Annotated in this window: 16 protein-coding genes, 2 tRNA genes and 3 rRNA genes; 13 read left to right on the top strand and 8 right to left on the bottom strand. The window is 66.0% G+C overall.

The window, feature by feature from the left end:
- Window positions 1-118 precede the first annotated feature (118 nt).
- From C469_RS16305 to C469_RS08450, 5 genes are all read left to right on the top strand, one after another.
- A 16S ribosomal RNA gene (locus C469_RS16305) occupies window positions 119-1,679 on the top strand.
- A gap of 158 nt (window positions 1,680-1,837) precedes the next feature.
- Window positions 1,838-1,909 (top strand) — tRNA-Ala (locus tag C469_RS08465).
- Window positions 1,910-2,178: 269 nt separating this feature from the next.
- A 23S ribosomal RNA gene (locus C469_RS08460) occupies window positions 2,179-5,095 on the top strand.
- Between the two features lie 231 nt (window positions 5,096-5,326).
- Window positions 5,327-5,456: ribosomal RNA gene (gene rrf / locus C469_RS08455) — 5S ribosomal RNA — on the top strand.
- The 16S, 23S and 5S rRNA genes sit together here with 2 tRNA genes alongside, the layout of an rRNA operon.
- 140 nt (window positions 5,457-5,596) lie before the next feature.
- Window positions 5,597-5,672, top strand: a tRNA-Cys gene (locus C469_RS08450).
- A gap of 64 nt (window positions 5,673-5,736) precedes the next feature.
- Here C469_RS08450 and C469_RS08445 read toward each other — a convergent pair.
- Window positions 5,737-6,540: a DUF7839 domain-containing protein gene (locus tag C469_RS08445; RefSeq protein WP_008005634.1), complete on the bottom strand. Its 804-nt coding sequence runs from the start codon at window positions 6,538-6,540 to the stop codon at window positions 5,737-5,739.
- Window positions 6,541-6,841: 301 nt separating this feature from the next.
- Here C469_RS08445 and C469_RS08440 point away from each other — a divergent pair, with 301 nt between their 5' ends.
- Entirely contained in the window at window positions 6,842-7,648 is an 807-nt protein-coding gene (locus tag C469_RS08440; RefSeq protein ID WP_049911171.1) for a hypothetical protein, read from the top strand.
- Window positions 7,649-7,780: 132 nt separating this feature from the next.
- Complete coding sequence (locus C469_RS08435; RefSeq protein WP_008005630.1) at window positions 7,781-7,990, top strand: hypothetical protein; 210 nt, start codon at window positions 7,781-7,783, stop codon at window positions 7,988-7,990.
- A 43-nt stretch (window positions 7,991-8,033) separates the two neighbouring features.
- On the opposite strand, the gene C469_RS17205 is transcribed toward C469_RS08435, so the two are convergent.
- Window positions 8,034-8,180 carry a hypothetical protein gene (locus C469_RS17205; protein WP_008005628.1) on the bottom strand — a complete coding sequence of 49 codons (147 nt, stop codon included), beginning with the start codon at window positions 8,178-8,180 and terminating at the stop codon, window positions 8,034-8,036.
- Window positions 8,181-8,339: 159 nt separating this feature from the next.
- On the opposite strand from C469_RS17205, the gene C469_RS08430 reads away from it, so the two are divergent.
- Window positions 8,340-8,954 (top strand): VOC family protein, encoded by a 615-nt coding sequence (locus tag C469_RS08430; protein ID WP_008005627.1) that lies wholly within the window; start codon window positions 8,340-8,342, stop codon window positions 8,952-8,954.
- The gene (locus C469_RS08425; RefSeq protein ID WP_008005625.1) at window positions 8,951-9,685 is read left to right on the top strand and encodes an alpha/beta hydrolase; all 735 of its coding nucleotides are present in this window, start codon (window positions 8,951-8,953) and stop codon (window positions 9,683-9,685) included. The genes C469_RS08430 and C469_RS08425 overlap by 4 nt, the downstream gene beginning before the upstream one ends.
- 45 nt (window positions 9,686-9,730) lie before the next feature.
- Here the strand turns inward: C469_RS08425 and C469_RS08420 are convergent, their stop codons facing one another.
- Genes C469_RS08420 through C469_RS08405 form a run of 4 tightly spaced genes read right to left on the bottom strand, consistent with a single transcriptional unit; the run spans window position 9,731 to window position 17,724 of the window.
- Entirely contained in the window at window positions 9,731-11,809 is a 2,079-nt protein-coding gene (locus tag C469_RS08420) for a SpoVR family protein (RefSeq protein WP_008005624.1), read from the bottom strand.
- Window positions 11,806-13,191, bottom strand: a complete 1,386-nt coding sequence (locus tag C469_RS08415) for a DUF444 family protein (protein WP_008005623.1) — start codon at window positions 13,189-13,191, stop codon at window positions 11,806-11,808. Before C469_RS08415 ends, C469_RS08420 begins: the two co-directional genes overlap by 4 nt.
- On the bottom strand, window positions 13,182-15,647 hold the full coding sequence (locus C469_RS08410; RefSeq protein ID WP_008005621.1) for a PrkA family serine protein kinase: 2,466 nt from the start codon (window positions 15,645-15,647) through the stop codon (window positions 13,182-13,184). Before C469_RS08410 ends, C469_RS08415 begins: the two co-directional genes overlap by 10 nt.
- Window position 15,648: 1 nt before the next feature.
- A complete protein-coding gene (locus tag C469_RS08405) occupies window positions 15,649-17,724 on the bottom strand; it encodes a PrkA family serine protein kinase (RefSeq protein ID WP_008005619.1) in 2,076 nt (691 codons plus the stop codon).
- 411 nt (window positions 17,725-18,135) lie between these two features.
- Between C469_RS08405 and C469_RS08400 the strand changes: the two genes are divergently transcribed.
- Window positions 18,136-18,819, top strand: coding sequence for a DUF1028 domain-containing protein (locus C469_RS08400; protein WP_008005618.1), 684 nt, complete (start codon window positions 18,136-18,138; stop codon window positions 18,817-18,819).
- Between the two features lie 54 nt (window positions 18,820-18,873).
- Here the strand turns inward: C469_RS08400 and C469_RS08395 are convergent, their stop codons facing one another.
- Together C469_RS08395 and C469_RS08390 are read right to left on the bottom strand one after the other, a co-directional pair.
- Window positions 18,874-19,716 carry an endonuclease/exonuclease/phosphatase family protein gene (locus C469_RS08395; RefSeq protein WP_008005616.1) on the bottom strand — a complete coding sequence of 281 codons (843 nt, stop codon included), beginning with the start codon at window positions 19,714-19,716 and terminating at the stop codon, window positions 18,874-18,876.
- A gap of 436 nt (window positions 19,717-20,152) precedes the next feature.
- The gene (locus C469_RS08390) at window positions 20,153-20,635 is read right to left on the bottom strand and encodes an RNA-binding protein (protein WP_008005614.1); all 483 of its coding nucleotides are present in this window, start codon (window positions 20,633-20,635) and stop codon (window positions 20,153-20,155) included.
- 136 nt (window positions 20,636-20,771) lie between these two features.
- Between C469_RS08390 and C469_RS08385 the strand changes: the two genes are divergently transcribed.
- The 3 genes from C469_RS08385 (at window position 20,772) to C469_RS08375 (ending at window position 22,277) form a co-directional block, all read left to right on the top strand.
- Window positions 20,772-21,374: a 2Fe-2S iron-sulfur cluster-binding protein gene (locus C469_RS08385; RefSeq protein ID WP_008005612.1), complete on the top strand. Its 603-nt coding sequence runs from the start codon at window positions 20,772-20,774 to the stop codon at window positions 21,372-21,374.
- A gap of 122 nt (window positions 21,375-21,496) precedes the next feature.
- Complete coding sequence (locus C469_RS08380) at window positions 21,497-21,823, top strand: hypothetical protein (RefSeq protein WP_008005610.1); 327 nt, start codon at window positions 21,497-21,499, stop codon at window positions 21,821-21,823.
- Window positions 21,824-21,950: 127 nt separating this feature from the next.
- The gene (locus C469_RS08375) at window positions 21,951-22,277 is read left to right on the top strand and encodes a NifU family protein (protein ID WP_008005609.1); all 327 of its coding nucleotides are present in this window, start codon (window positions 21,951-21,953) and stop codon (window positions 22,275-22,277) included.
- Window positions 22,278-22,304 lie beyond the last annotated feature (27 nt).

Raw genomic sequence — 22,304 nt, 5'->3', positions numbered from 1 at the left:
CATCCAGGTCGCTGGGTGAACCGGACACCACATAGACCATGCAATGGTGTTTTGACTTATCGCAAGTCAAAACCCGCCAACACCCCTCTGAGCCGGGAATCAGGCTCAGAGGTTATACATTCCGGTTGATCCTGCCGGAGGCCATTGCTATTGGGATTCGATTTAGCCATGCTAGTCGCACGAGTTCAGACTCGTGGCGAATAGCTCAGTAACACGTGGCCAAACTACCCTTCGGAGCACAATACCCTCGGGAAACTGAGGCTAATAGTGCATACCACAGTCCACCTGGAATGAGGACTGTGCCAAACGCTCCGGCGCCGAAGGATGTGGCTGCGGCCGATTAGGTAGACGGTGGGGNGTGCATACCACAGTCCACCTGGAATGAGGACTGTGCCAAACGCTCCGGCGCCGAAGGATGTGGCTGCGGCCGATTAGGTAGACGGTGGGGTAACGGCCCACCGTGCCAATAATCGGTACGGGTCATGAGAGTGAGAACCCGGAGACGGAATCTGAGACAAGATTCCGGGCCCTACGGGGCGCAGCAGGCGCGAAACCTTTACACTGCACGCCAGTGCGATAAGGGAATCCCAAGTGCGTAGGCATAGAGCCTACGCTTTTGTCCACCGTAGGGAGGTGGACGAATAAGGGCTGGGCAAGACCGGTGCCAGCCGCCGCGGTAATACCGGCAGCCCGAGTGATGGCCGATCTTATTGGGCCTAAAGCGTCCGTAGCTGGCCGCACAAGTCCATCGGAAAATCCACCCGCTCAACGGGTGGGCGTCCGGTGGAAACTGTGTGGCTTGGGACCGGAAGGCGCGACGGGTACGTCCGGGGTAGGAGTGAAATCCCGTAATCCTGGACGGACCGCCGATGGCGAAAGCACGTCGCGAGGACGGATCCGACAGTGAGGGACGAAAGCCAGGGTCTCGAACCGGATTAGATACCCGGGTAGTCCTGGCCGTAAACAATGTCTGTTAGGTGTGGCTCCCACTACGAGTGGGTGCTGTGCCGTAGGGAAGCCGCTAAACAGACCGCCTGGGAAGTACGTCCGCAAGGATGAAACTTAAAGGAATTGGCGGGGGAGCACTACAACCGGAGGAGCCTGCGGTTTAATTGGACTCAACGCCGGACATCTCACCAGCATCGACTGTAATAATGACGATCAGGTTGATGACCTTATCCGAGTTTCAGAGAGGAGGTGCATGGCCGCCGTCAGCTCGTACCGTGAGGCGTCCTGTTAAGTCAGGCAACGAGCGAGACCCGCATCCTTACTTGCCAGCAGCACTGCGAAGTGGCTGGGGACAGTAGGGAGACCGCCGTGGCCAACACGGAGGAAGGAACGGGCAACGGTAGGTCAGTATGCCCCGAATGTGCTGGGCAACACGCGGGCTACAATGGTCGAGACAAAGGGTTCCAACTCCGAAAGGAGACGGTAATCTCAGAAACTCGATCGTAGTTCGGATTGTGGGCTGCAACTCGCCCACATGAAGCTGGATTCGGTAGTAATCGCGTGTCACAAGCGCGCGGTGAATACGTCCCTGCTCCTTGCACACACCGCCCGTCAAAGCACCCGAGTGAGGTCCGGATGAGGCGCGTCACACGCGTCGAATCTGGGCTTCGCAAGGGGGCTTAAGTCGTAACAAGGTAGCCGTAGGGGAATCTGCGGCTGGATCACCTCCACCGACCCGAGACTCGCCCTCTGGGCGAGCTCACCTTACGACCGTCTCTCAAGACGGTCACTACTCATTCATGGTCTCTCGTGTCCGCCCACACACCGGCCTGGACACCGACGAACTACCACGGTTCACACTGCAATCATCCTTCCCAATCGGGAAGGTGGGCTCATAGCTCAGCGGTAGAGTGCCTCCCTTGCAAGGAGGATGCCCTGGGTTCGAATCCCAGTGAGTCCATGTCTCCGATGCGAATCCGTCCCCTTAAGTGGGAGACGCGATTCGGATTGGGTAGACGACGACCGATGCACCATTCCGGGAAACCGCGGATGGGAAGGGTTCGACGGACACGCTCCATGCCTGGACGTGATCCAATGACGACCGTGTATACGTGCGATCCAGACGTCCACTGAACTCATACGAGTTCGTGGAACGTCAGTGAACCATATACAGTCGGGTGACATCTAGTCACTTGACACCGTCAGCGGTTCTGTATAGAACCGACTGACACACTACTGGCTACTGTGCCAGCTGGTGAATGGCTCGGCTCGAGAGCCGACGAAGGACGTGCCAAGCTGCGAAAAGCTCATGGGACCCGCATGGAGGGAAAGAACATGAGATCTCCGAATCGGAATCCGTTTACAATTGCCACGCGCAATAGGGAACTCCCTGAATTGAAACATCTCAGTAAGGGAAGGAAAAGAACGCAACCGCGATGTCGTGAGTAACCGCGAGTAAAAGCGACACAGCCCAAACCGAAGGTCTTCGGACCAATGTGGTGTTCGGGTTGACAACCAATTCTCGACAGTTCATTCGAAGTCTCCTGGAACGGAGCGTGAAACAGGGTGACAACCCCGTAGAATGAAGCAGTACAGAAGGCGTCAATACCAGAGTAGCAGGGGTCGGATATCCTCTGTGAACAACTCAGGCATCCCCTGAGAAGGCTAAACACTCCTCGAGACCGATAGCGAACAAGTAGCGTGAGCGAACGCTGAAAAGCACCCCGAGAAGGGCGGTGCAATAGGGCCTGAAATCAGCTGGCGATCGAGCGACAGGGCGTACAAGGCGATTCTCAAAACGACCGAGGAGCGATCCTCCAGTAGGAAGAGAGTCGAGCCGGCGTCGTGTCGTGCGTTTTGAAAAACGACCCAGGGAGTGCACTTGATTGGCGAGTCTAACCCGTGAACCGGGGAAGGCGCAGGGAAACCGATACGGCCGCAGCATTGCGAGGGCCACCGTGTTCAAGCGCGGGGAGTCAATTGGGTGCGACCCGAAACCAGGCGATCTATACGCAGGCAGGGTGAAGCGTGGCGAAAGCCACGTGGAGGCCCGTTAGAGTTGGTATTCTACAATATCCTCTCGTGATCTGCGCATAGGGGTGAAAGGCCCATCGAGCCTGGCAACAGCTGGTTCCAACCGAAACATGTCGAAGCATGACCTCTTCCGAGGTAGCCCGCGGGGTAGAGCTACCGATTGGATGACCCGCCTCCGAGAGGAGTCGGCCATCCTGTCGAACTCCAAACCCGCAGGCGCTGTAGACGAAGGGAGTCCGGTGCGCGGGGTAAGCCTGTGTACCGTGAGGGGAACAACCCAGAGCCGGGTTAAGGTCCCAAAGTGTAGATTAAGTGCGATTCGAAGGTGGTCTCAAGCCCTAAACAGCCGGGAGGTGAGCTTAGAAGCAGCTACCCTCTAAGAAAAGCGTAACAGCTTACCGGCCGAGGTTTGAGGCGCCCAAAATGATCGGGGCTCAAATCTACCACCGAGACCTGGCCGTGCCCTTGACAGGGGCAACCGCGTAGGTTGGCGTTCTGTTCGGATGGAAGCACGGGTGAGAACTCGTGTGGACCGTTCAGAAACGACAATCCTGGTCACAGTAGCAGCGATAGTCGGGTGAGAACCTCGACGGCCTGAAGAGCAAGGGTTCCTCGGCACTGCCACTCAGCCGAGGGTCAGCCGGTCCTAAGATGTACCGTAATTCGACTACATCAACGGGAAACTGGTTAAGATTCCAGTGCCATCGTGCAGTAAAAGTCGACGCCGTGTGGAACGCTGAGCCGGGCTTTCGCCCGGTCAAATCGTGGAACCTCGTGGAAGCCGTCACGGCACGAAGCGAGAGAAACGCGAGATAGCGCAAGTCAGCCGTACATAGGGCCCGTGAAAAGACGAGCACGATGTCCGTACCGAGATCCGACACAGGTGCTCTGGCAGCGCAAGCCAAGGCCTGTCGGGAGAACCGACGTTAGGGAATTCGGCAAGTTAGTCCCGTACCTTCGGAAGAAGGGATGCCTGCTCTCGACGGAGCAGGTCGCAGTGACTCGGGCGCTCCGACTGTCTAATAACAACACAGGTGACCGCAAATCCGCAAGGACTCGTACGGTCACTGAATCCTGCCCAGTGCGGGTATCTGAACACCTCGTACAAGAGGACGAAGGACCCGTCAACGGCGGGGGTAACTATGACCCTCTTAAGGTAGCGTAGTACCTTGCCGCTTCAGTAGCGGCTTGCATGAATGGATAAACGAGAGCGCCACTGTCCCAACGTTGGACCCGGTGAACTGTACGTTCCAGTGCGGAGTCTGGAGACCCCCAAGGGGAAGCGAAGACCCTATAGAGCTTTACTGCAGGCTGTCGCTGAGACGTGGTCGCCGATGTGCAGCATAGGTAGGAGTCACTACACAGGTACCCGCGCCAGCGGGCCACCGAGACAACATTGAAATACTACCCGTCGGTGACTGCGACTCTCACTCCGGGAGGAGTACACCGGTAGCCGGGCAGTTTGACTGGGGCGGTACGCGCTCGAAAAGATATCGAGCGCGCCCGAAGATCATCTCAGCCGGGTCGGGAATCCGGCGAAGAGCGCAAGAGCACAAGATGGTCTGACAGTGTCATTCCCAACGAGTGACGCTGACGCGAAAGCGTGGTCTAGCGAACCTACGAGGCTCCGGAATGGGGCCCGTAGATGACAGAAAAGCTACCTTAGGGATAACAGAGTCGTCACCCGCAAGAGCACATATCGACCGGGTGGCTTGCTACCTCGATGTCGGTTCCCTCCATCCTGCCCGTGCAGAAGCGGGCAAGGGTGAGGTTGTTCGCCTATTAAAGGAGGTCGTGAGCTGGGTTTAGACCGTCGTGAGACAGGTCGGCTGCTATCTATTGGGGGTGTCAAGGTACTTGACGTGAACGAACGTATAGTACGAGAGGAACTACGTTTGGTCGCCACTGGTGTACCGGTTGTTCGCAAGAGCAATGCCGGGTAGCCACGCGACACGGGGTAAGAGCTGAACGCATCTAAGCTCGAAACCCACATGGAAAAGAAGTACCGATGAGGTCACTCGTAGAAGACGAGTTCGATAGACTCGGGATGTACGCACCGAGGCAACGAGGTGTTGAGTCCACGAGCACTAACAGACCGAAGCCACAGTCATACGGCACTGACACCACAGTTCGTATGAGTTCAGGCGGTAACTGGATCGCACNTGAGTCCACGAGCACTAACAGACCGAAGCCACAGTCATACGGCACTGACACCACAGTTCGTATGAGTTCAGGCGGTAACTGGATCGCACATATACACGGTTGGCCGATCGCGAGATCGGAACCACCGACACAGGCGTCTCTCTAGAGGAGAGAGTCTCGGTTCGAGACCGAGAGTCGGCATAAAGGCGGCCAGAGCGGTGGGGACACACCCGTACCCATTCCGAACACGGAAGTTANGAAGTTAAGCCCACCAGCGTACCGGGAAGTACTGGAGTGAGCGATCCTCTGGGAACCGCGGTTCGCCGCCTGCCCATTCATCCGGGAGAATACTCCCAGTTTACAGCCCACGGACATCGCGTCCGTGGGCTGTTTTCATATGTAGCGAGCGGGAGCGCCAACCCGCACGTGCGACCGCTAGGCTTAAACGCTCGACTGCGGTACGTCCGATAGCGCCAAGGTGGCAGAGTCTGGTCAGACGCAGCGGCCTGCAGAGCCGCCCAACGCCGGTTCAAATCCGGCCCTTGGCTTTTCATCGAACGCCGATATCCGGTAGCGACGCGCTCGCTGAGCCGGTTACCGTCTGTCTCCGTCTCAGAAGTCGCCTGTATCGAGCACCTCGTGAGGGATATTCTCGTCGCGGAGCCGTGCGGTGTGTTGCGGCAACTGGTCGGCTGTGATCACTAGTAATACGTCCAGCCCCCGCACTGCGGCTTCGGCAACGGCGTCGACTGTCCCGAACCTGATGTCCGGCCGCATATCTGCTTGCGTTGCGAGCGCGTACGCTTCGGTTCCGGCGACGGCGAGGAGGCTCTCGGACGGGCGGGTCGACGGAAGCACGTTGGGGTCCACGGATGCGGTATTCGTGACGGGCGGTACGGGGAGCACCGTGACGTATCCGGTCTCGTAGTCGACTACGCCTTCGAAGTCGGCGACGCCGACGGCTTCGCCTGCCGCGGCGGCGGTAACGGTGACAGCCGTCGCCGTCCCGCCTGCGGGGTTCGCCTGGAGGACACCGTTACGCATGAGCAGGCCCACGTCGCTTCCCTCGTCGACATCGTCCATCGCGATCGCGGCGTCGACGTCGACGCTACCGAGCACGTCAGAGCTGACGCGGTCGAGGTACGCTTCTAGGCTGTCGGTTCGAGAGATCAGCCAATCGACGCCTTCCTTCGTCACTGCATACCGTCCTCGGCCTTCCTTCTCGACGTAGCCGTGTTCCACAAGGTCCCTGACGTAATCGCTGACGGCCTGCGATGTCACGCCGATCGCGTCGGCGATTTCCGTCTGGCTTACTGCGGGCTGTCGAGCGGCGATCTCCACGAGGACCTGGTATCTCGTCGCGTCGCGCTTGCTGTCGAGGACGGCCGGCGGTGTCGCCCTGTCGGGATCTGTCATTGCTCGTGTTCCGCAGCGCGCAATTAAAGTACTGTTGCAGAACTCGATCGTCAACGCGTGTTCTCGGTCGATATGCCGAACCCAATGAAATCTCCATTGACCAAGATCCGATCTGGTTGTCTACTGTTCGACTCTACTTGTGCAAACCCTCGGAGATCACTGGCTTCGTCAGCGAACGATCGCCACCGCGATTGTGGTTGCCGCACCGAGGTACTCGGCGATTTGTTCTGGGGTTCGAGAGCGCGGCTTAGTAACCGTTATACACCGGGTGACCCATGCTGGAACTATGCAACGACGCGCTGTGGCCGTGTATGCCGCGCTCTTCCTTCTCGTTGCGGGCGTGGCTGGTGTGCTCACCGCGACGGCTGATAGTCCGGAAATCGCCCTCGAAAACCCAGACTTCGAGGTCTCGGAAGGTGACTCGGTTGAGGTCGACGGTGAGACGTACACCGTCGCAGGGATCTCGGAGGGTGACTCGGCGCCGATCGGGACGCTCGAGCAGAACGAGACGGCGGAGTTCTCGGAGACGTGGGCGAACGGGTCAACGGTCGCGGTCGACGACCGCGAGTGGACCGTTGAGATCGCCGGCGACGATCCGTCAGGGGTCACGCTCGTCGAGGTGCTCGACCGACAGGCGATCCTCGAGTCCGATGACGCCGCGGACAACGAGACGGTAGAGCGCGACGACGGCGAGTACGTCGCGGTCACCGACGACGGTGAGACGACCCTCGTCCCGGCGGACGAGTACTTCCCCGCTCCCGAAGAGCGCTCGTACGCAACGGGAGACTCCTTCGAGTACGACGGGCACTCCGTGACCGTCGACGAAGTCACCGCCGATCAGGCTGTGATCGTCTGGGAGGGGACGCAGACTAACACGATCGAGATCGAACAGGATACAACGGTTACGATCGGCGAGACGGAGTTCATCGCGCACTTCCCCGACGCGTCCACGATGACGCTGTCGACCGACATCGAGGGGTACGAGTCGCAGGTCGCGGAAATCGACCGCTTCGAACAGTACAACACCGGACTGACGCGCGCGGTGGTCCTTGCGCTGATCTCGGTCGTGCTCCTGCTCTCGACGGCGTTTATCCCCTCGCGGTACTAGCCTTCGGTTCCACTCGACTCGCTCGCTTCCCGATTTCCGTCCCGGTTCCGTCACCTTCTCGACGCGTCATCGCCCGCCTCGGAGTGCGCGCGAGTCCGATAATCTATATCTGTCGGGCCCGTTACGAGGCGTATGAGTGATACCACTGGGAAGGTCCGCCAGCTCGCCCCCCACTGGGGCGTGATGTTCGTCGTGATGTTCGCCGTGTTGGCGCTCGTCGAGAGCGTCGTCGGACAGCTCCCGTTTCTGGTGTCGCTGCTTCTCGTGTTCGTCGTCGCCTTCGGCTATCCGGTCGTCGTTCGGGCGCTCGGCGTCGCGCCGCCGGTCTGGCAGCAGTCCTAACCGCTCGATTTGACGGGTCGCGCCTCTGTTCGGGCGCTCGGAGCTACTCCTCTGTGCTGTCTCGGAACGGGGCCGTGAGTCGCCGACCGTAGGTGACCGAGGCGACGCCGAGAACGAACGAGACGACCGCGGCGGCCGCGATCCACAGGGTGTTCGGGTGTTCGAGGCCGGAGTGGAGCAGTATGTCCATGTCTTTCGGTTCACGCTGGTCGGATTAAGGGGTTCGTTTCGGCGTCGACACCGCTCGAGTGCGGCGTTCGCGCTGCTCCCAAGACCGGATAACACCGATGTCAGCCGGTGGCTCGGCGGTCCCTTTCGCTTTTATACGTGTTCGCTTCGTATCGGTGGTATGAGCGACGACATCCCGGCACCGGTCACGCCGGAGCGTCCGGACGCACCGTTCCACACCACCGGCACCGACCACATCACCGTTTGGGGGAGCAACGAGGCCGACACGATCGCGTTCTACCGCGACCTGCTCGGTATGCCGCTCGTTCTCCGCCAGCCGAACCTCGACGATCCCTCGCAGACGCATTTGTTCTTCGACACCGGTGACGGGCGAATCCTGACGTTCTTCGTGAGCGACGACCGGCCGTCCGCGCGCGGCCAGCGCGCCGGCACCGGCGCCGTCCACCACCTCTGTTTCAGCGTCGAGCCCGACGAGTACGAGGACATCATGCAAGCGCTCAAGGAGGCCGGCAAGGGGTACAACGTGTTCGACCGGGGGATCTTCCACTCCATCTACACCCAGGACAACAACGGACTCGTCATCGAGCTCTCCGCCGACAAGTACGAGATCCCCGACGACCGCAAGGGCGAGGTGCTTGCGACCGCCCAGCGCCTCCGCGAGGAGGACGGCGCTGACTTCGCGCAGGACCGCCACATGAAGGGCGCCCTCGAGGAGCTCGGGCTCCCGGTGAAGAAACACGACCTGCCCGACGCCGACGCGGGCGTCGGCGTATGAGCCGCGGATCGCCGCACGCGGGCGACGACCCGCACGTCGACGAGCCGCTGGTGACCGCCGGCACCGATGTCGACGCGGCCGACGCCGCCGTCGTCCTCGTCCATGGTCGCGGCGCGACCGCGCGCAGCATCGTCGAGTTCGGAGAGCAGATCGCGGGCGACCGCGACGTCGCGCTCTCGCCGCCGGCTGTCAGAGAGACCTCCGGTCTCTCACTGCTCGCGCCGCAGGCGGCGGCGAACACGTGGTATCCGAACTCCTTCCTCGCGCCCGTCGCGGACAACGAGCCCGGCCGGAGCTCCGGGCTCCGCGCCGTCGGCCGCGCGGTCGAGACGGCGACTGACGCCGGGATACCGACCGAACGCGTCCTCGTCGCCGGCTTCTCGCAGGGCGCCTGCCTCGCCAGCGAGTTCGTCGCGCGGAACCCGACCCGGTACGGCGGGCTCGCGGTCCTGAGCGGCGGCCTGATCGGCGAGTCGATCGACGTCGACGACTACGTCTCTCACGCGGCCGAAATCGCCGGGGACGCCGCCGAGGCGGTCGGCGGGACCCCGACGTTCCTCGGCTGTAGCGACGTCGACCCGCACATCCCGGAGGAGCGCGTCCACGAGACGACCGCGGTGTTGGAGGCGCTCGGTGCCGACGTCGACGAGCGGATATACGAGGGGATGGGGCACGGGATCAACGAGGAGGAGACGGCGTTCGTCTCCGAGATGGTCGCTGACCTGGCGTAGGCCCGGGTCGGTCGCGGTCGATCGCGCCTTCTCTTTGTCCGCTCGTCACGCCAGCCAGTCGTCCGGTTTCGTGTCGTAGTCGACCTCGTCGGCCGCGATCCGCTCTCTGATCTCCGGGTCGAGGTCGTGTTCGGTCACCTCTCCGCCGTCGTACTGGAACCGCACGCCGACCTCGTTCCCGTCCGGCTCGGTGCCTCGCCGCTTGGCGCGTCGGATCGCCTCATCGGGGTACTCGACGCGGATCGTCGCGAGATTCACGGGGCGGCCCCACAGCTCGAAGACGCGCTCTAAGGTCTCCGTCGCCGACTCCTCGTTGAGGGGGACTCCGTTGTACCGGTGGCCCAAGAGGAGCTCGCCGCGGTTCCGGAAGTTTCCGTCGAGCACGACGACCGTCGGTTTCCCGAAGTTCGTGAAGCGCAACAGGAGCTTCTTCCGCACGTCGTCGGCGTCGACGCTGGCGACGCGGTGCTGGTCGGTCGCCCGGCTGTACTCGTAGGTGAAGTAGTTCCCCTCGCGCACGAACTCGTCGGTGAGAAACGCGTCGATGAACGTCACGTCGTTGTGGCTCTCGCGCACCTCCAGCATCCGGTCCCAGCCGGCGGTCCGGTCCACGTCGGCGAGGGCCTCGTCGACGGTCGCGTACCGATCGACGTCGAACATGTACCGCGCCCGCTCCGCCAGTGTTTCCCGCGAGACGTTTCGGAGCGCACCCCGGTGTTCCGGTCTCGAGAGGACGTAGTGGCGCTCTGCGAGCCCCTCGCGCGTCAGTAGCTTCCACGGGTACCGCTCGATGTCCGGGCCGGCGTCGAGACCGTTCTCGTCGTCGCCGTCCGTCTCCCCCTCGTCTCGGGCCGACAGCACCCGGTCGACCGCCTCGGCGTCGACGCGCGGGTCGCCGTCGGCGGCGAGCTCGGCCAGCTCGTCGAGCGTCGCTGGGCCCGCTCCCGCGATCGCGGGATGCGGTTCCAGTGCGTCGGCGACCCGATCGAGGTTGACCCGCGAGTGGAAGTTCTCGGCCGTCACGCCCTCGACCCGGAGCAGCTTGTCGATCACGTCGCGGCGAGCGGCTCGCAGCTCGACGTGCGTCCACAGTTCGAACCCGAGCTTGTAGGGGTTGAGCCCGGGGGAGCCGAGAACCCGGGACATGTGGTCGGCGTACGTGAGGAACTCGTCGGGGCCGGCGAACCCCTCGCCGCCCATCATGATCGATTCCCAATACGTGGCCCACCCCTCGTTCATCACCTTCGTCGACTTCTGGCCCGCGAAGTAGTACGCCTCCTCGCGGAGCGCGTCGATGACGGTCGTCTCCCACGGCTCGCGGTCGACCGCCTTCCCGCTGTCGGGATCGTAGCGCTTCCCGTGATCGCGCAGGAACGCGAGCACGTCCGGGCGCGGCTCCTCCGGCTCGACGCCCTCGCCCCTGGCCTCGAGCCACTCGTCGTCGAACACGTCGCGGCGCACCTCTTCGGAGAGATCCAGCTCCGCGATCCGGTCTTCGATCGCCGCGAGCGGGTCCTCGTCGGGGTCGTTCACGTCCTCGGCGACGCCGGGCTCGTCGACCGACCGCGCGGCGTCGACCGGGTTGTGCTGGTCGATCGTGTCTTCCAGCGCACTCACGGCGTCGATCAGGCGCTCGACCTCGTCGCGGTCGACGGCCGGGCGGTCGGCGATCGCGGCGACCCGGTCGGCGTTGCGCTCCAGCCGCGCCGCGGCGTTCGGCCCTCCCTCTCCGCGGTCGGCGTACAGCCCGAACCAGCGGTTGTTCGCGAAGAAGTCCGCGTGCGCCTCGACGTGGGTGATCACGGCCTTCTGGTCGGCGGGCGAGTTCGACTCCTGGAGGAACGCGTGGCTCGGGTCGTCGTTGTTGACGATCTCGAACGCCTTTCCGAGGCCGTGGCGGTCCTTTTTCGCCTGCCGCTCGTAGTTCATCCCCCAGCGCCAGTGGGGGTAACGCCGCTGGAAGCCGCCGTACGCGATCAGCTCGTTCATCTCGTCGTGGTCGACGACCCAGTACCGCACCGGGTACGGCGCGAGCCCGAGCCGCTCGGCGAGTTCGCGGGCCTCCGCGGCGGGTTCGTCGAGCGACTCCGCCTCGCGTTTCGCCTCGACGCGCTCGTCTCTCATCGCCGCTCACCCCCGTCTGTCCGCCCCTTCGCCGCCCCGCCGGCGGTCGCGTCGCCGTCGCCCTCCGTCTCCGTGCTGAGGATCTCGTAGATGGCGTCGGTCACGTCGTCGGGGTCCGACACGCGCGCGACGGCGACGTCGTCGGCGTCGCCGAGCGCGCTCTCCACCTCGTCGGCGTGCCGCGCGTTCGGCGCGGCGCCGCCCGGCTGGGTCTCTACGTACGCGTGGAGGTTGGCGTCGATCGACTCCATCAGCGGGATCACCGACTCGGTCGTGTCCGTGCCGGCGTTCTCGGAGTCGCCGGCGGCGAACACGTAGCGGTTCCACTCGCTGTAGGGGTACTCCTCGAGGATCTCGGCGACCAGCTCGTAGGCGCTGGAGATGCGGGTTCCCCCGCCCGACTGGATCCCGAAGAACTCCTCGCGGTCGACCTCCCACGCCTCGGCGTCGTGGACGACGTAGCGGAACTCCGCCGCGTCGTACTTCCCCGTCAGGTACCAGTCCATCGGCGTGAACACGCGCTCGACCAGCTCGCGTTTCGTCTCGCGCATCGAGCCGGACGCGTCCCTGACGTTCACCACGACGACGTTGCGCTCGCGCTCCTCGATCACCTCGGGGTGGCGGAACCGCTCGTCCTCCCGGCGGAAGGGGACGCTGTCGAGCCCCTCTCGACGGATCCGACGCGTGGCGGGCTCGCGGTCGACCTCGTCGTCGAGCGCGTCGAAGCTCTCCCACCGATCGAGCGCTTCCACTGGCTCGCCGTGCTCGTCGACCGCGGTCGACGCGGCGTCGGCGATCCACGCCCGCGAGACGGGCACGCCCTGCCCCCGCGCCCACGCGAACACGTCGTCCACGTCGGCGCCCGCGACGAACAGCCCCTCGCGGACGTACGCCTCGTCGAAGTCGGTGGCGAGGTGGCGCTTCAGCCCGCGTTTGAAGAACTCGTCGACGTCGAGGGTCCCCCGCGGACCGGCGCGGGCGGTGTCGGTGAAGTCGCCCTCCACCTCCTCGACGACCTGTTTCCCCTTCGGTTCGAGGTCGAGCCCCAGCTCCTCGTCGAGCTCGCGCGCGAACTCCTCCGGGTCCATCTCGTAGTACTCGTGTTCGCCGCCCTCCTCGCCCGGGTCGCCCTCCTCGTCGCCCTCGCCGGGCTCGGGGTCGACCGGCTGGCCGGGCTGGGGCTGGCCGCCCCGTCCCTGCCCGACGCCGCCGGCCTCCCGTCGGTCGTACTCGAACTCGGGGAGGTCGACGATCTTCACCGGGATCCGGACCCGGTCGGGACCGGAGCCGCCCAGATCGCCGTGGCTGATGAACTCCGCGAGGTCCTCGCGGCGCTCCTCGCCCACCTCGCGGAAGCGCTCGCGGTCCTCGGTCAGTCCCACGTCCGACCACCTCCGTTCCGGCCGCCGCGGTCGGCTCCCGGGCGATCCGACGCGTCGCCGTCACCCGCGTCGCCGTCGAGGGCCAGGCTCACCCACTCGTCGCGGACGCTCCGCATCACGGCGCGGCTCGTCAGCTCGGCGGACGCGGGGCTGTATCCCCGGTCGACGAGCCGGTCTATCGTCGCCGCCTTCGTGCGCTCCGTCTCGGTGTCGGCGGGCGGGTCGGTCCACTCGGCGGGGTCGAGGTCCGGGAACCGCCGCTTCACGTCCGCGAGGTCGTTCGACTCCAGCACCGCCTTCAGCTCCGGGATCTCGCCGAGCTCCACGTCGTCGACGCTGAACGCGTCGCCGCGGTTCCGCCACGCGTACCGGGTGAGCGCACGGATCACGCGCTCGCGTCGGAACGTCGCGACCGACTCCCCGGGGTCGGTCCCGCGGTAGTCGCCCTCGTCGAACCGACCGAGGGTCTCCGTCTCGAACACCTTCATCGCGAGCGCGTCCGGCTCCTCCGGGCCGCGCTCGGTCTCGACCGGCTCGTCGGCGTCCCACGCGTACACGTGCTCGACGTACTCGGCCACGGTGGCCTCCGAGACGGTCTCCTCGGCGAGGATCGCGTCGACCACGTCGGCCCGCTGCCGCTCGCGCACCCGCTCGGCGACCGGCGCCTTCCGGCTCTCGAACTCGGCGACCTCCGACCGCGAGAACACCGGTGCGTCGGAGAGCCCCCCGGCCATCGCGTCGAGCACGTCCGTCGGCATGATCACGCGCTCGACCGGCAGCTCCGGGTGGCTGCGGTCTGCGTCCGACCCGAGCAACTCGGCGACGACGTCGCGGACGTAGGTGACCGGGACCCCGTTCCGGCCGTCCCCGTCGCCGAACTCGACGTCGTCGACGGTGATCGGTTGTTCCTCGCCGCTCCGATCGCGTCGGATCTCGCCGGTCTCGTACAGGTCCGCCTTCTCGACGAGGTCGATCCCCGCCGGGAGGTCGTCGGTGTCGAGCCGCGTGACGACGGCATACAGCGCGGCCGCCCCGACCGCGTGGGGCGCGAGCTCGCGCTCCGTGACCCCGCCGTCGCCGTCGCGGACGCCGATCGTGAGGGCCGCCGCTCCGGGCTCGCTCGCGGGGGCCCTCGCCGGATCGCCGTCGGGTGCGGCCGGGTCGTCCAGGGTGGCCTCGGTCTCCCCGTCGCCTTCGATCCCGTCGACGGTCGGCACGCCGCGCGGCCCGCCGACCTCGCGGCGCAGCAGCTCCGCCTCGAGCCGTCGGTTCGTGAGGTAGCGGAACTCGTGGCGGGTGAGCCGGCGCTTCAGCGCCTTCAGGGGGTCCGCTCCCTCGCGCTCGGCGTGGCGGTCGAGCTCGGCGTCGAGGTCGGGGTTCGAGATGACGATCAGCTGGGTGTCGAGATCCATCCCGATCCCCTTGTCGAGCTTCACGCGCCGCTCGTCGGGGACGTTGAGGAGCCGGCGGAGGAGGTCCGCGTGCTGGCTGGCGTCCTCGACGACGGTCGCGACCCCGTTCCCTTGTGAGAGCACGCCGTCGTAGCTGAACGCCTGTGGGTTCTTCCGGCCGCGCGAGTCGAGCTCCCGGAGCATCCCGCCCATCCACGAGCCGACGAGCCGCTCCTTCGGGCTCCCGTCGTCCTCGGCGTGAAGCACGCCGATCCCCTCGCCCACGTCGACGACGTAGCTCGTCACTCGCAGGTGGTCGCGGTCGGTGATCGCCGAGAACAGGTCTCGCCGCCCCTCGTCGCGGTACACCGATTCGAGGTGGTCGTACGCCTCGCGGCTGAACGGGTCCAGGTCCACGTCGGCCGCGATCGGGTAGGCGTCGTCGTCGACGGCGTCGGCGATCGACTCCCTGACCGCCTCCGGGAACACCGAGAGGGGGTGGGTCTGGACGGGGCTCCGGTACCACGCCCCGGCGTCGCCGCCGTCCCCGTACGAGAGCGACGCGGCGCCCGCGCCGCCCCCGCGTCCGGTTCCGGCCCCGGTGACGTTCCACTCCACGGTGTAGCGTCGCCCGGACTCGGTCTTCGAGAACTCCCGGATCCCGTTCACCAGACACCGCTTGAACTCCGACTTCCCGGTGGCCGTGGGGCCGTCGATCCACACGATCGTCTCGTCGTTGCCGCGGCCCGCGGCGGCGGCCCGGAGGTCGTCGACGAACGCGTTGAGCGCCCCGGTGTTGCCGAGCACGGCGTGTTCCCCGTCGTTGAACGGGTCGTCGAAGAACCGGTACCGCTCCAGCCGCTCGCCGCGCTCGCGGACCTCGCGGGTCCCCTGCGACTCGACGGCCGCGAGGAGGTACCGCGCGCCGGAGGCGGCGGCGGTCGGGTCGGCCAACACCCGGTCGACGTACTCCTCGAGGCTCATCGGCGGGTCGTACGCCCCGCGGAGCGTCTCGTCGGCGTCGCGGACGAACGCGCCCCCGTCCGGCGTGTCGCGTTCTGTCATCTCAGTCCCCGCCGTCTTCGATCTCGGAGCGGGCGACGGCGGCGCCCGCGTACTCGAGCACCTCCGCGGCGCCGTCCTCCGAGTAGCCGCGATCGACTAGGGCGTCGACCCACGCGCTCCGCTCCTCGTCGTCGAGGTCGGTCGCGGAGACCAGCGCCGAGAAGTTGATGTTGTGCTTCTTGTCCTCCCAGAGCTTGCGTTCTAAGGCGCGCCGGAGCCGGTCGTTCTCCCGCGGGTCGAAGCCGCGCCCCTCGCGGGCGCGACGGGAGACCCAGTTCGACACCTCCTGCCGGAAGTCGTCCTTGCGGTCGGAGGGCACGTCGAGCTGCTCTTCGACCGCGCGCAGGAACGTCTCGTCCGGCTCGGTCTCCCTCCCCGTCAGCTCGTCGTCGACGGTGGCGTCGTCGATGTACGCCATCACGTGGTCCATGTACTTCTCGCCCTGTCGGCGGAGCTCGTCCACGTCGTACGCCAACGCGTGGCGCACGTCTTCGATGGCGCGCTCGCGGTACTCCTCGCGAACGGTCTCCAGGAGTCGCTCGTAGCGGTCGAGGTCCGATTCCGCGATCGAGCCGTGACCGCCGAGGTTCGCCTCGAAGTGGTCGAAGACGGACAGCGGGGAGAGGTAGCTGCGGTCGCGGTGGGTGGCGTCCATGATCGCCTCCGCGATCTCGTCGCCGACGAACCGCGCGGAGATCCCGTCCATCCCCTCGCCCACGTCGGCGGACTCGGCGGCGTCCTCGCGGAGCTTCCGGCGGTCGATCTCCTCGTCCTCCAGCTCGCCGTTGTACACCTTCGCCTTATCCAGGAGGCTCACCGTCTCGTCGGTGGGCTCCTCTAACCGGGTGAGCACGCCGAACAGCCCGGCCATCTCCAGCGCGTGCGGCTCGACGTGGACGTTCGGCACGTCGGCGTTGTCGAGCATCTTACGGTAGATCTCCGACTCGCTCTCGTACTCCAACACGTAGGGGTAGTCGATCCGCTTGGTACGGTCGTTGAACGCCTCCATCTTCTCGTCGCCGGTCTTCTCGCGGTACTCCGGCATGTTCGTCCGGCCGACGATCACCTGGTCGATGTCGATCCGCGGGTTGTTCTTCGGCTTGATCGTCGACTCCTGGGAGGCGTGGAGGAAGTCGTAGAGGAACTCCCGCTGGAGCTTGAGCAGTTCCTCCCCGGAGAACAGCCCGCGATTGGCGTTACAGAACGCGCCGGCGTAGTCGAACGCGCGCGGGTCGGACTCGCCGTAGACGGCGAGTTTCGCGTAGTTGACGTCGCCGGTGAGTTCGGTCTCGTCCTGGTTCTTCTTGTCCTTCGGCTCGAACGTCTCGATGCACTCCCGGCGGTTCTCGTCGGCGACGAGCCGGACGACCTCGACGTGCTCGTCGAGGACGCGCTCTAAGTCGTCGTCGTAGTGCGCGAGCAGCTCGTTCAGGTAGAACTCCGAGGCCGGGTCCGGGTGCTGGTCGTTCCGGAGGGTGTAGGGGGCGTCGAGCCGCTCGTTGATCTCGTCGATCACGGCCTCGCGCTGGGGGCGCGGGATGAGCACGAGCGGGTCCTGGTTCATCGGCGAGCGGACCGCGTCGTCGCCGGGGTCCTGGTCGTCGATCACGGAACAGAGGTTCACCCAGCGGAAGGTGTACATCCGGCCGGCCTCCTCGCGGGTGTACGCCTCGAAGTACCGGCGGACCAGCCAGTCGAAGTGCGACTTGCCGGAGCCGACGGGACCGAGCAGGAGCTTGATCCGCTTTTCGGGGCCGAGTCCGCGGGCGCCGGACTTCACCTTGTTGACGAACTCGTGGATCGCCTCGTGGACCTCTCGGCCGTAGAAGACGTTCTCGCCGTCGTGGAGCGGGTCGTCCGCGGCGAGCGCGTACTCGACGACGCCGCGCTCCTCGTCGTACCGGGTGCCGTAGTGGTCGAACATGTCCGCGACGCGCTGGTGGGCGTTCCGCGCGATCCGCGGCTCCTCGTACAGCGCGTCGAGGTACCAGTCGAACGAGCGGGGGTCCCGGAGGTCGTCCGGGACGTTCGTCCGGTACTCCTCGCTGAGCCGTTCGAGCGTGTGTCGGTTTGCCATTGTATCTCGTCTCTGGTCGCTCGGACGGGCAGCGACCGCCGCGAGCGCCCCCGACGCGCGGCGGCACGGCTCCGCGTGCCTGAGACGACGGCTCATGGAGCCGCGAACGCCGCTGTCGTCGAGAGCGACCCGCGACGGATCGCCGTTCGCCCGTAACCGAGGCTATATGTATGGGAGGGTTTGTCACGCATAAGTGTGTCGCCCGTTGGCACCACACACGACACTGCGACCGTCTCCGGTGCCGGCGGTTTGGCTCCCCTTAGCGGCCGTGAAGCCCCCCTTTCGGCCCTCCGCTCGTCCCCTCGACGCCGCGACCGTCCGCGCGAACCGGCGTGCGGTCGGCTCGCGGACGAAACCGGAAACGCCGCCCCCGGTGCGCAGCCTTTTGCCGGTTCGCGTCCCACGCCCGGTGTGACGTTCAGCATCTGCGTTCGCGAGCGGTACACGGACGACGACGGCGGCGACCGGATCCGGTACGGCGTGGCGGTGACCACGCGCCTCCCGGGGGTCGGGACGCTGTGTCCGTTCGCGTCGGCGGACGGCGCGGTGGCGACCCAGTCGCTCGTCAACGTCGAACTCGGCCGGAAGGGGATCGAGTACCTCGGCGACGGGCTCGCGGTCGACGACGCCTTAGACGCTCTTTTAAACGCGGACGAGGGGAAACCCCAGCGCCAGCTCCACGGGATCGACGCCGACGGGACCTTCGCCTTTTCCGGCGACGAGTGTAACGACTGGTACGGCCACGTCGTCGGCGAGAACTACACGGTCGCGGGCAACCTGCTGACGGGCGAGGACGTGATCGACGACGTCGCGGCCGCCTACGAGTCGGACGCTCACGGCGACGCCCCGCTGGCGGAGCGACTGATCGACGCGCTCGCGGCGGGCCACGAGGCCGGCGGCGACAAGCGGGAGGACCTGGAGGTCCAGTCCGCGGCGCTACAGGTGACGAACACGGAGGAGGCGGTCGACGACCCGTACTACAACGACCTCCGCGTCGACGCGAGCGAGACGCCGATCGCCGACCTCCGCGAGACGTACGAGACGGCCAAACGCGGCTACGAGACGGTGTTGGCGAAGTACGCGGACGAGGAGTAGCGAGCTTCGGGGGCGGCGGGTTCGAGTGTTTTTATAAGGGTATTCGACTCTCCTTCACAGCTCCAGCCGCGCGAGGATCGGCAGATGGTCGGAGGGGTACCGCCCTCGGTCGTCGCGGTCGGCGAGCGTCGCGAACGCCTCGACGCCGACCCCGGGCGAGACGAGCGCGTGGTCGATCCGACGACCGTCGATCAGCCGCGCGAAGTCGGTGAGACTCGTCTCCGGGCCGTGTCGGAGGTCGGCGCTCGCGGCCGCGTCGCGGAGCGCGAGTCGGCCGTCGCTCGGGTCTCCCGCGTCTGCCGCCGGGCCGTCGCCGACGAGGATCCGGTGCGGGTCGGACCCCGCCGTGCAGTTGAGGTCGCCGACGAACACGACCGGGAGCGTCGAGCCGCGGCCGGCGTCGTCCGGGTCTCGTCCCGCGATCCCCGGGAGTCGCTCGCGGAGCAGCCGCGCCGACTCGCGGCGCGCGTGCGCGCTGACGTGGTCGAAGTGCGTGTTGACGACGAGGAGCGCGGCGTCGCCGTCGACCGCCCGAACCCGCGCCCACGTCGTGATCCGCGGGTAGTCCGCGTCCCAGCCGGTCGACGGCTCGCTCGGCGTCTCGGAGAGCCAGAACGTGCCGTCGTCGGCGACCGCCCAGCGGTCGGCGCGGACCCCGATCGGGCACCCCTCTCCCTCGCCGCCGGTCTCGCGCCCCCGCCCGACGAACTCGTACGCCGGGAGGCGCTCGCGCAGGTCGCGACGCTGGTCGGGCAGCGGCTCTTGAAACGCGGCGACGTCCGGGCGGTGGAACCGGACGAGCCGCCCGACGGCGTCCCGACGCTCGTGCCACGCGTCGTGGTGGTCGCCGCGGTTGGCGTAGCGGACGTTGTAGCTCAGCACCCGGATCCCGGTCATTGACGTGGGGGTCGCGGGCGAGGCGATTAAAAGGCGCGGAGCGATCGCGAGTTCGACGGCTGTGGTGTTGATACTCCAGTCGCCCGTTTATAAGTGGTTGCCGGCGGTTCTTGGGCGAACGCCTCCAAGCCTCAGCCGCTTGCGTATGACCGGTTTTTGGCGGATCGACAGCGAACTCCTCCGAAGCCAGCCGCTCGACAGTGCGTGATCGACTTCTCCGCGGTGAACATCCCCAAAGCCCCAGCCGCGAGGACCGCCCGACCGCAACCGCCCCACACCTCACGCCTCCCCAGCCTCGCCGCGACGGCGTTTATAAACGCCGTCGCGGGCTCCCTCGCGCGCGCCGCTCGTGGGCACGCGCCGACGGCTCGTTCTTTTATAAACGATGGTCGCGATCGCTCACGCCGTTTATAAATAACCTCCTGACACCGCCCGGTCACGCCGCGAACTCGTACAGCTCGTCGCCGACGTGGTGGATCGACTGGACGACCTTGCCGCTGTCGCCGACCATGTCGTCGCCGTCGACCATCGCGCGGCCGACCGCGAGCACCTTCTCGTGGGTCTCCTCGGCGACGACGACGAGGTCGCCCTCGCGGATCTCCGGGTCGGCCTCGACGATCCCGGGGCGCATCACGTCGGCGCCGTCGGAGACGAACGAGATCGCGCCCGCGTCGACCGTGACGACGCCCGTTTTCGGCTCGTAGTCGTTCGCGCCTCGCACGGTGAGGAACGGCTCGTCGTCGTCGACGTAGAACACCGCCGGCTCCCCGTCGACCAGCACGAGCTCGTAGTTCGCGTCCACGAACTCGACGAACTCGAAGGTGTCCCCGTCGATGTCGACGCCGAGGTGGTCGGCGACCGCCTCGCGGATCGTCGTGATGTCGTCGCTCCGGAGGTGGTGCCGCGATTTGACTTCCATGCGGTCCCAGTCGACCGCTCGGCCGATAAATGGACCGCTCCGCCGATGGGTGACGGTCGAACGACCGGCACTACCGGCCTCTCACGCGGTTGGACCGATCAAAACGGCCTTAAACCACCTCTTCATATCCACTGGTATGCTCATTCCGCTCATTGCGAACATCGCGAACGTCCCCGCGATCGTTCTCGGGGCGATCGCGACGCTGCTCGTCGTCTTCGTCAGCTCGCTGAAGGGGACGGGGTGGGAGCCCGCGACGGACATCTCGGACGAGGTGCTCCAACGACGCGCCTCCGCCGTGCCCGAGACCGACTTCCCCGAGCCGGGGAACCGCTCGATCGGCGGCGGTGGCGGCGGCGGAGCGATCCCCGCCGGCGGCGAGGGCGAGGAGGGCGAACTGGAGGACGGTGAGGCCGGTGGCTCCGGCCCCGGCGACATCCCCGAAGACGAGGTCGAGTACTTCGAGGTCGAGTTCGTCAAGCAGGGCGAGACCGTCGAGCTCTCCAACGACGCGCCGATCCTCGAACAGGGCGAAGACGAGGGGTGGGACCTCCCGTACGCCTGCCGCCAGGGCCAGTGCGTCTCCTGTGCCGGCCACATCACGGACGGTCCCTCCGAGGACTTCGTCGAGCACGACAACCAGCAGATGCTCGAGGAGGCCGAGATCGACGACGGCTACACCCTGACCTGCGTCGCGTACCCCCGCGACTCGTTCAGCATCGAGACCGGCGAGGCGCCGTAGGCGTCGCGCGCGGCCGGCGGTCTTCTCTTTCTCTCCCTCCCCCTTCTCTTCGCTCCGAATTTCACGTCAAACCGCTCGCCCGCTCGCGACACCCTTTTTCGCCTCTCGACCGAAGGATCGGTATGTCCGTCATCACGGTCCTCGGCGCCGGGATCGCCGCGCTCCTCGTCGCCGTCGCGGCCGCGCTCGTCTACCGCGACGCCGACGCGGTCGGCGTCGACCTCGGGTCGCCGCCCCTGTGGGCCGCCTTCGTCGTCGTCACGTCCGGCGCCGCCGGGATCACCGCCGTCCTCGTCCCCGACGCGCCGCTTCCGGGCGTGCTCGTGTTGGCCGCGCTCGGTCCGCTCTTGTACCTCCTCGAACGCGACGACTCGATGCACGGCGACGACCCGGCGGACCCGACGCGGCTCCCGAGCGAGTCGGAGCGCACGGACGAGCGCGACGAGTGACAGCCGTAATCGAAACAGGTTTCGAACGCTCCATTCCCGAAGGATCGACGGTGATACAGTTCCTTTCTCGCTTTCGCCGTGCTCGCAAACCGCAAGCTTCCATAGGCTCGACCGCGAAGTGAAGCCAATGAGCGACGAGAGCCTCGCGGACCGGGTCGAGGAGTGGATGGTCGGACAGATGCCGATCATCCAGATGCACGGCGGCACGAGCGTCGTACGCGAGGCGGACGCCGAGACCGGCGAGGTCGTCGTCGAGCTCGGCGGCACCTGCTCCGGCTGCGGCATCTCGAACATCACCGCCGACAACATCCGCCGGGACCTGATCATGGACTTCGACGAGGTAGAGAACGTGACGGTCCGGTCGGCCTCCTCCGGCGATCAGGGCGCCTCCACCGTCGAGGGCGGTCGCGGCGGCGAGCTGAAACACGAGACCGAGTCCGCGAACCACTTCTGAGAGCGCCGTTTCGACCGGGGAGTCCCC

Source organism: Halorubrum lipolyticum DSM 21995, assembly GCF_000337375.1.
GTDB lineage: Archaea > Halobacteriota > Halobacteria > Halobacteriales > Haloferacaceae > Halorubrum > Halorubrum lipolyticum.
This window is presented reverse-complemented; position numbering and strand designations above follow the sequence as displayed.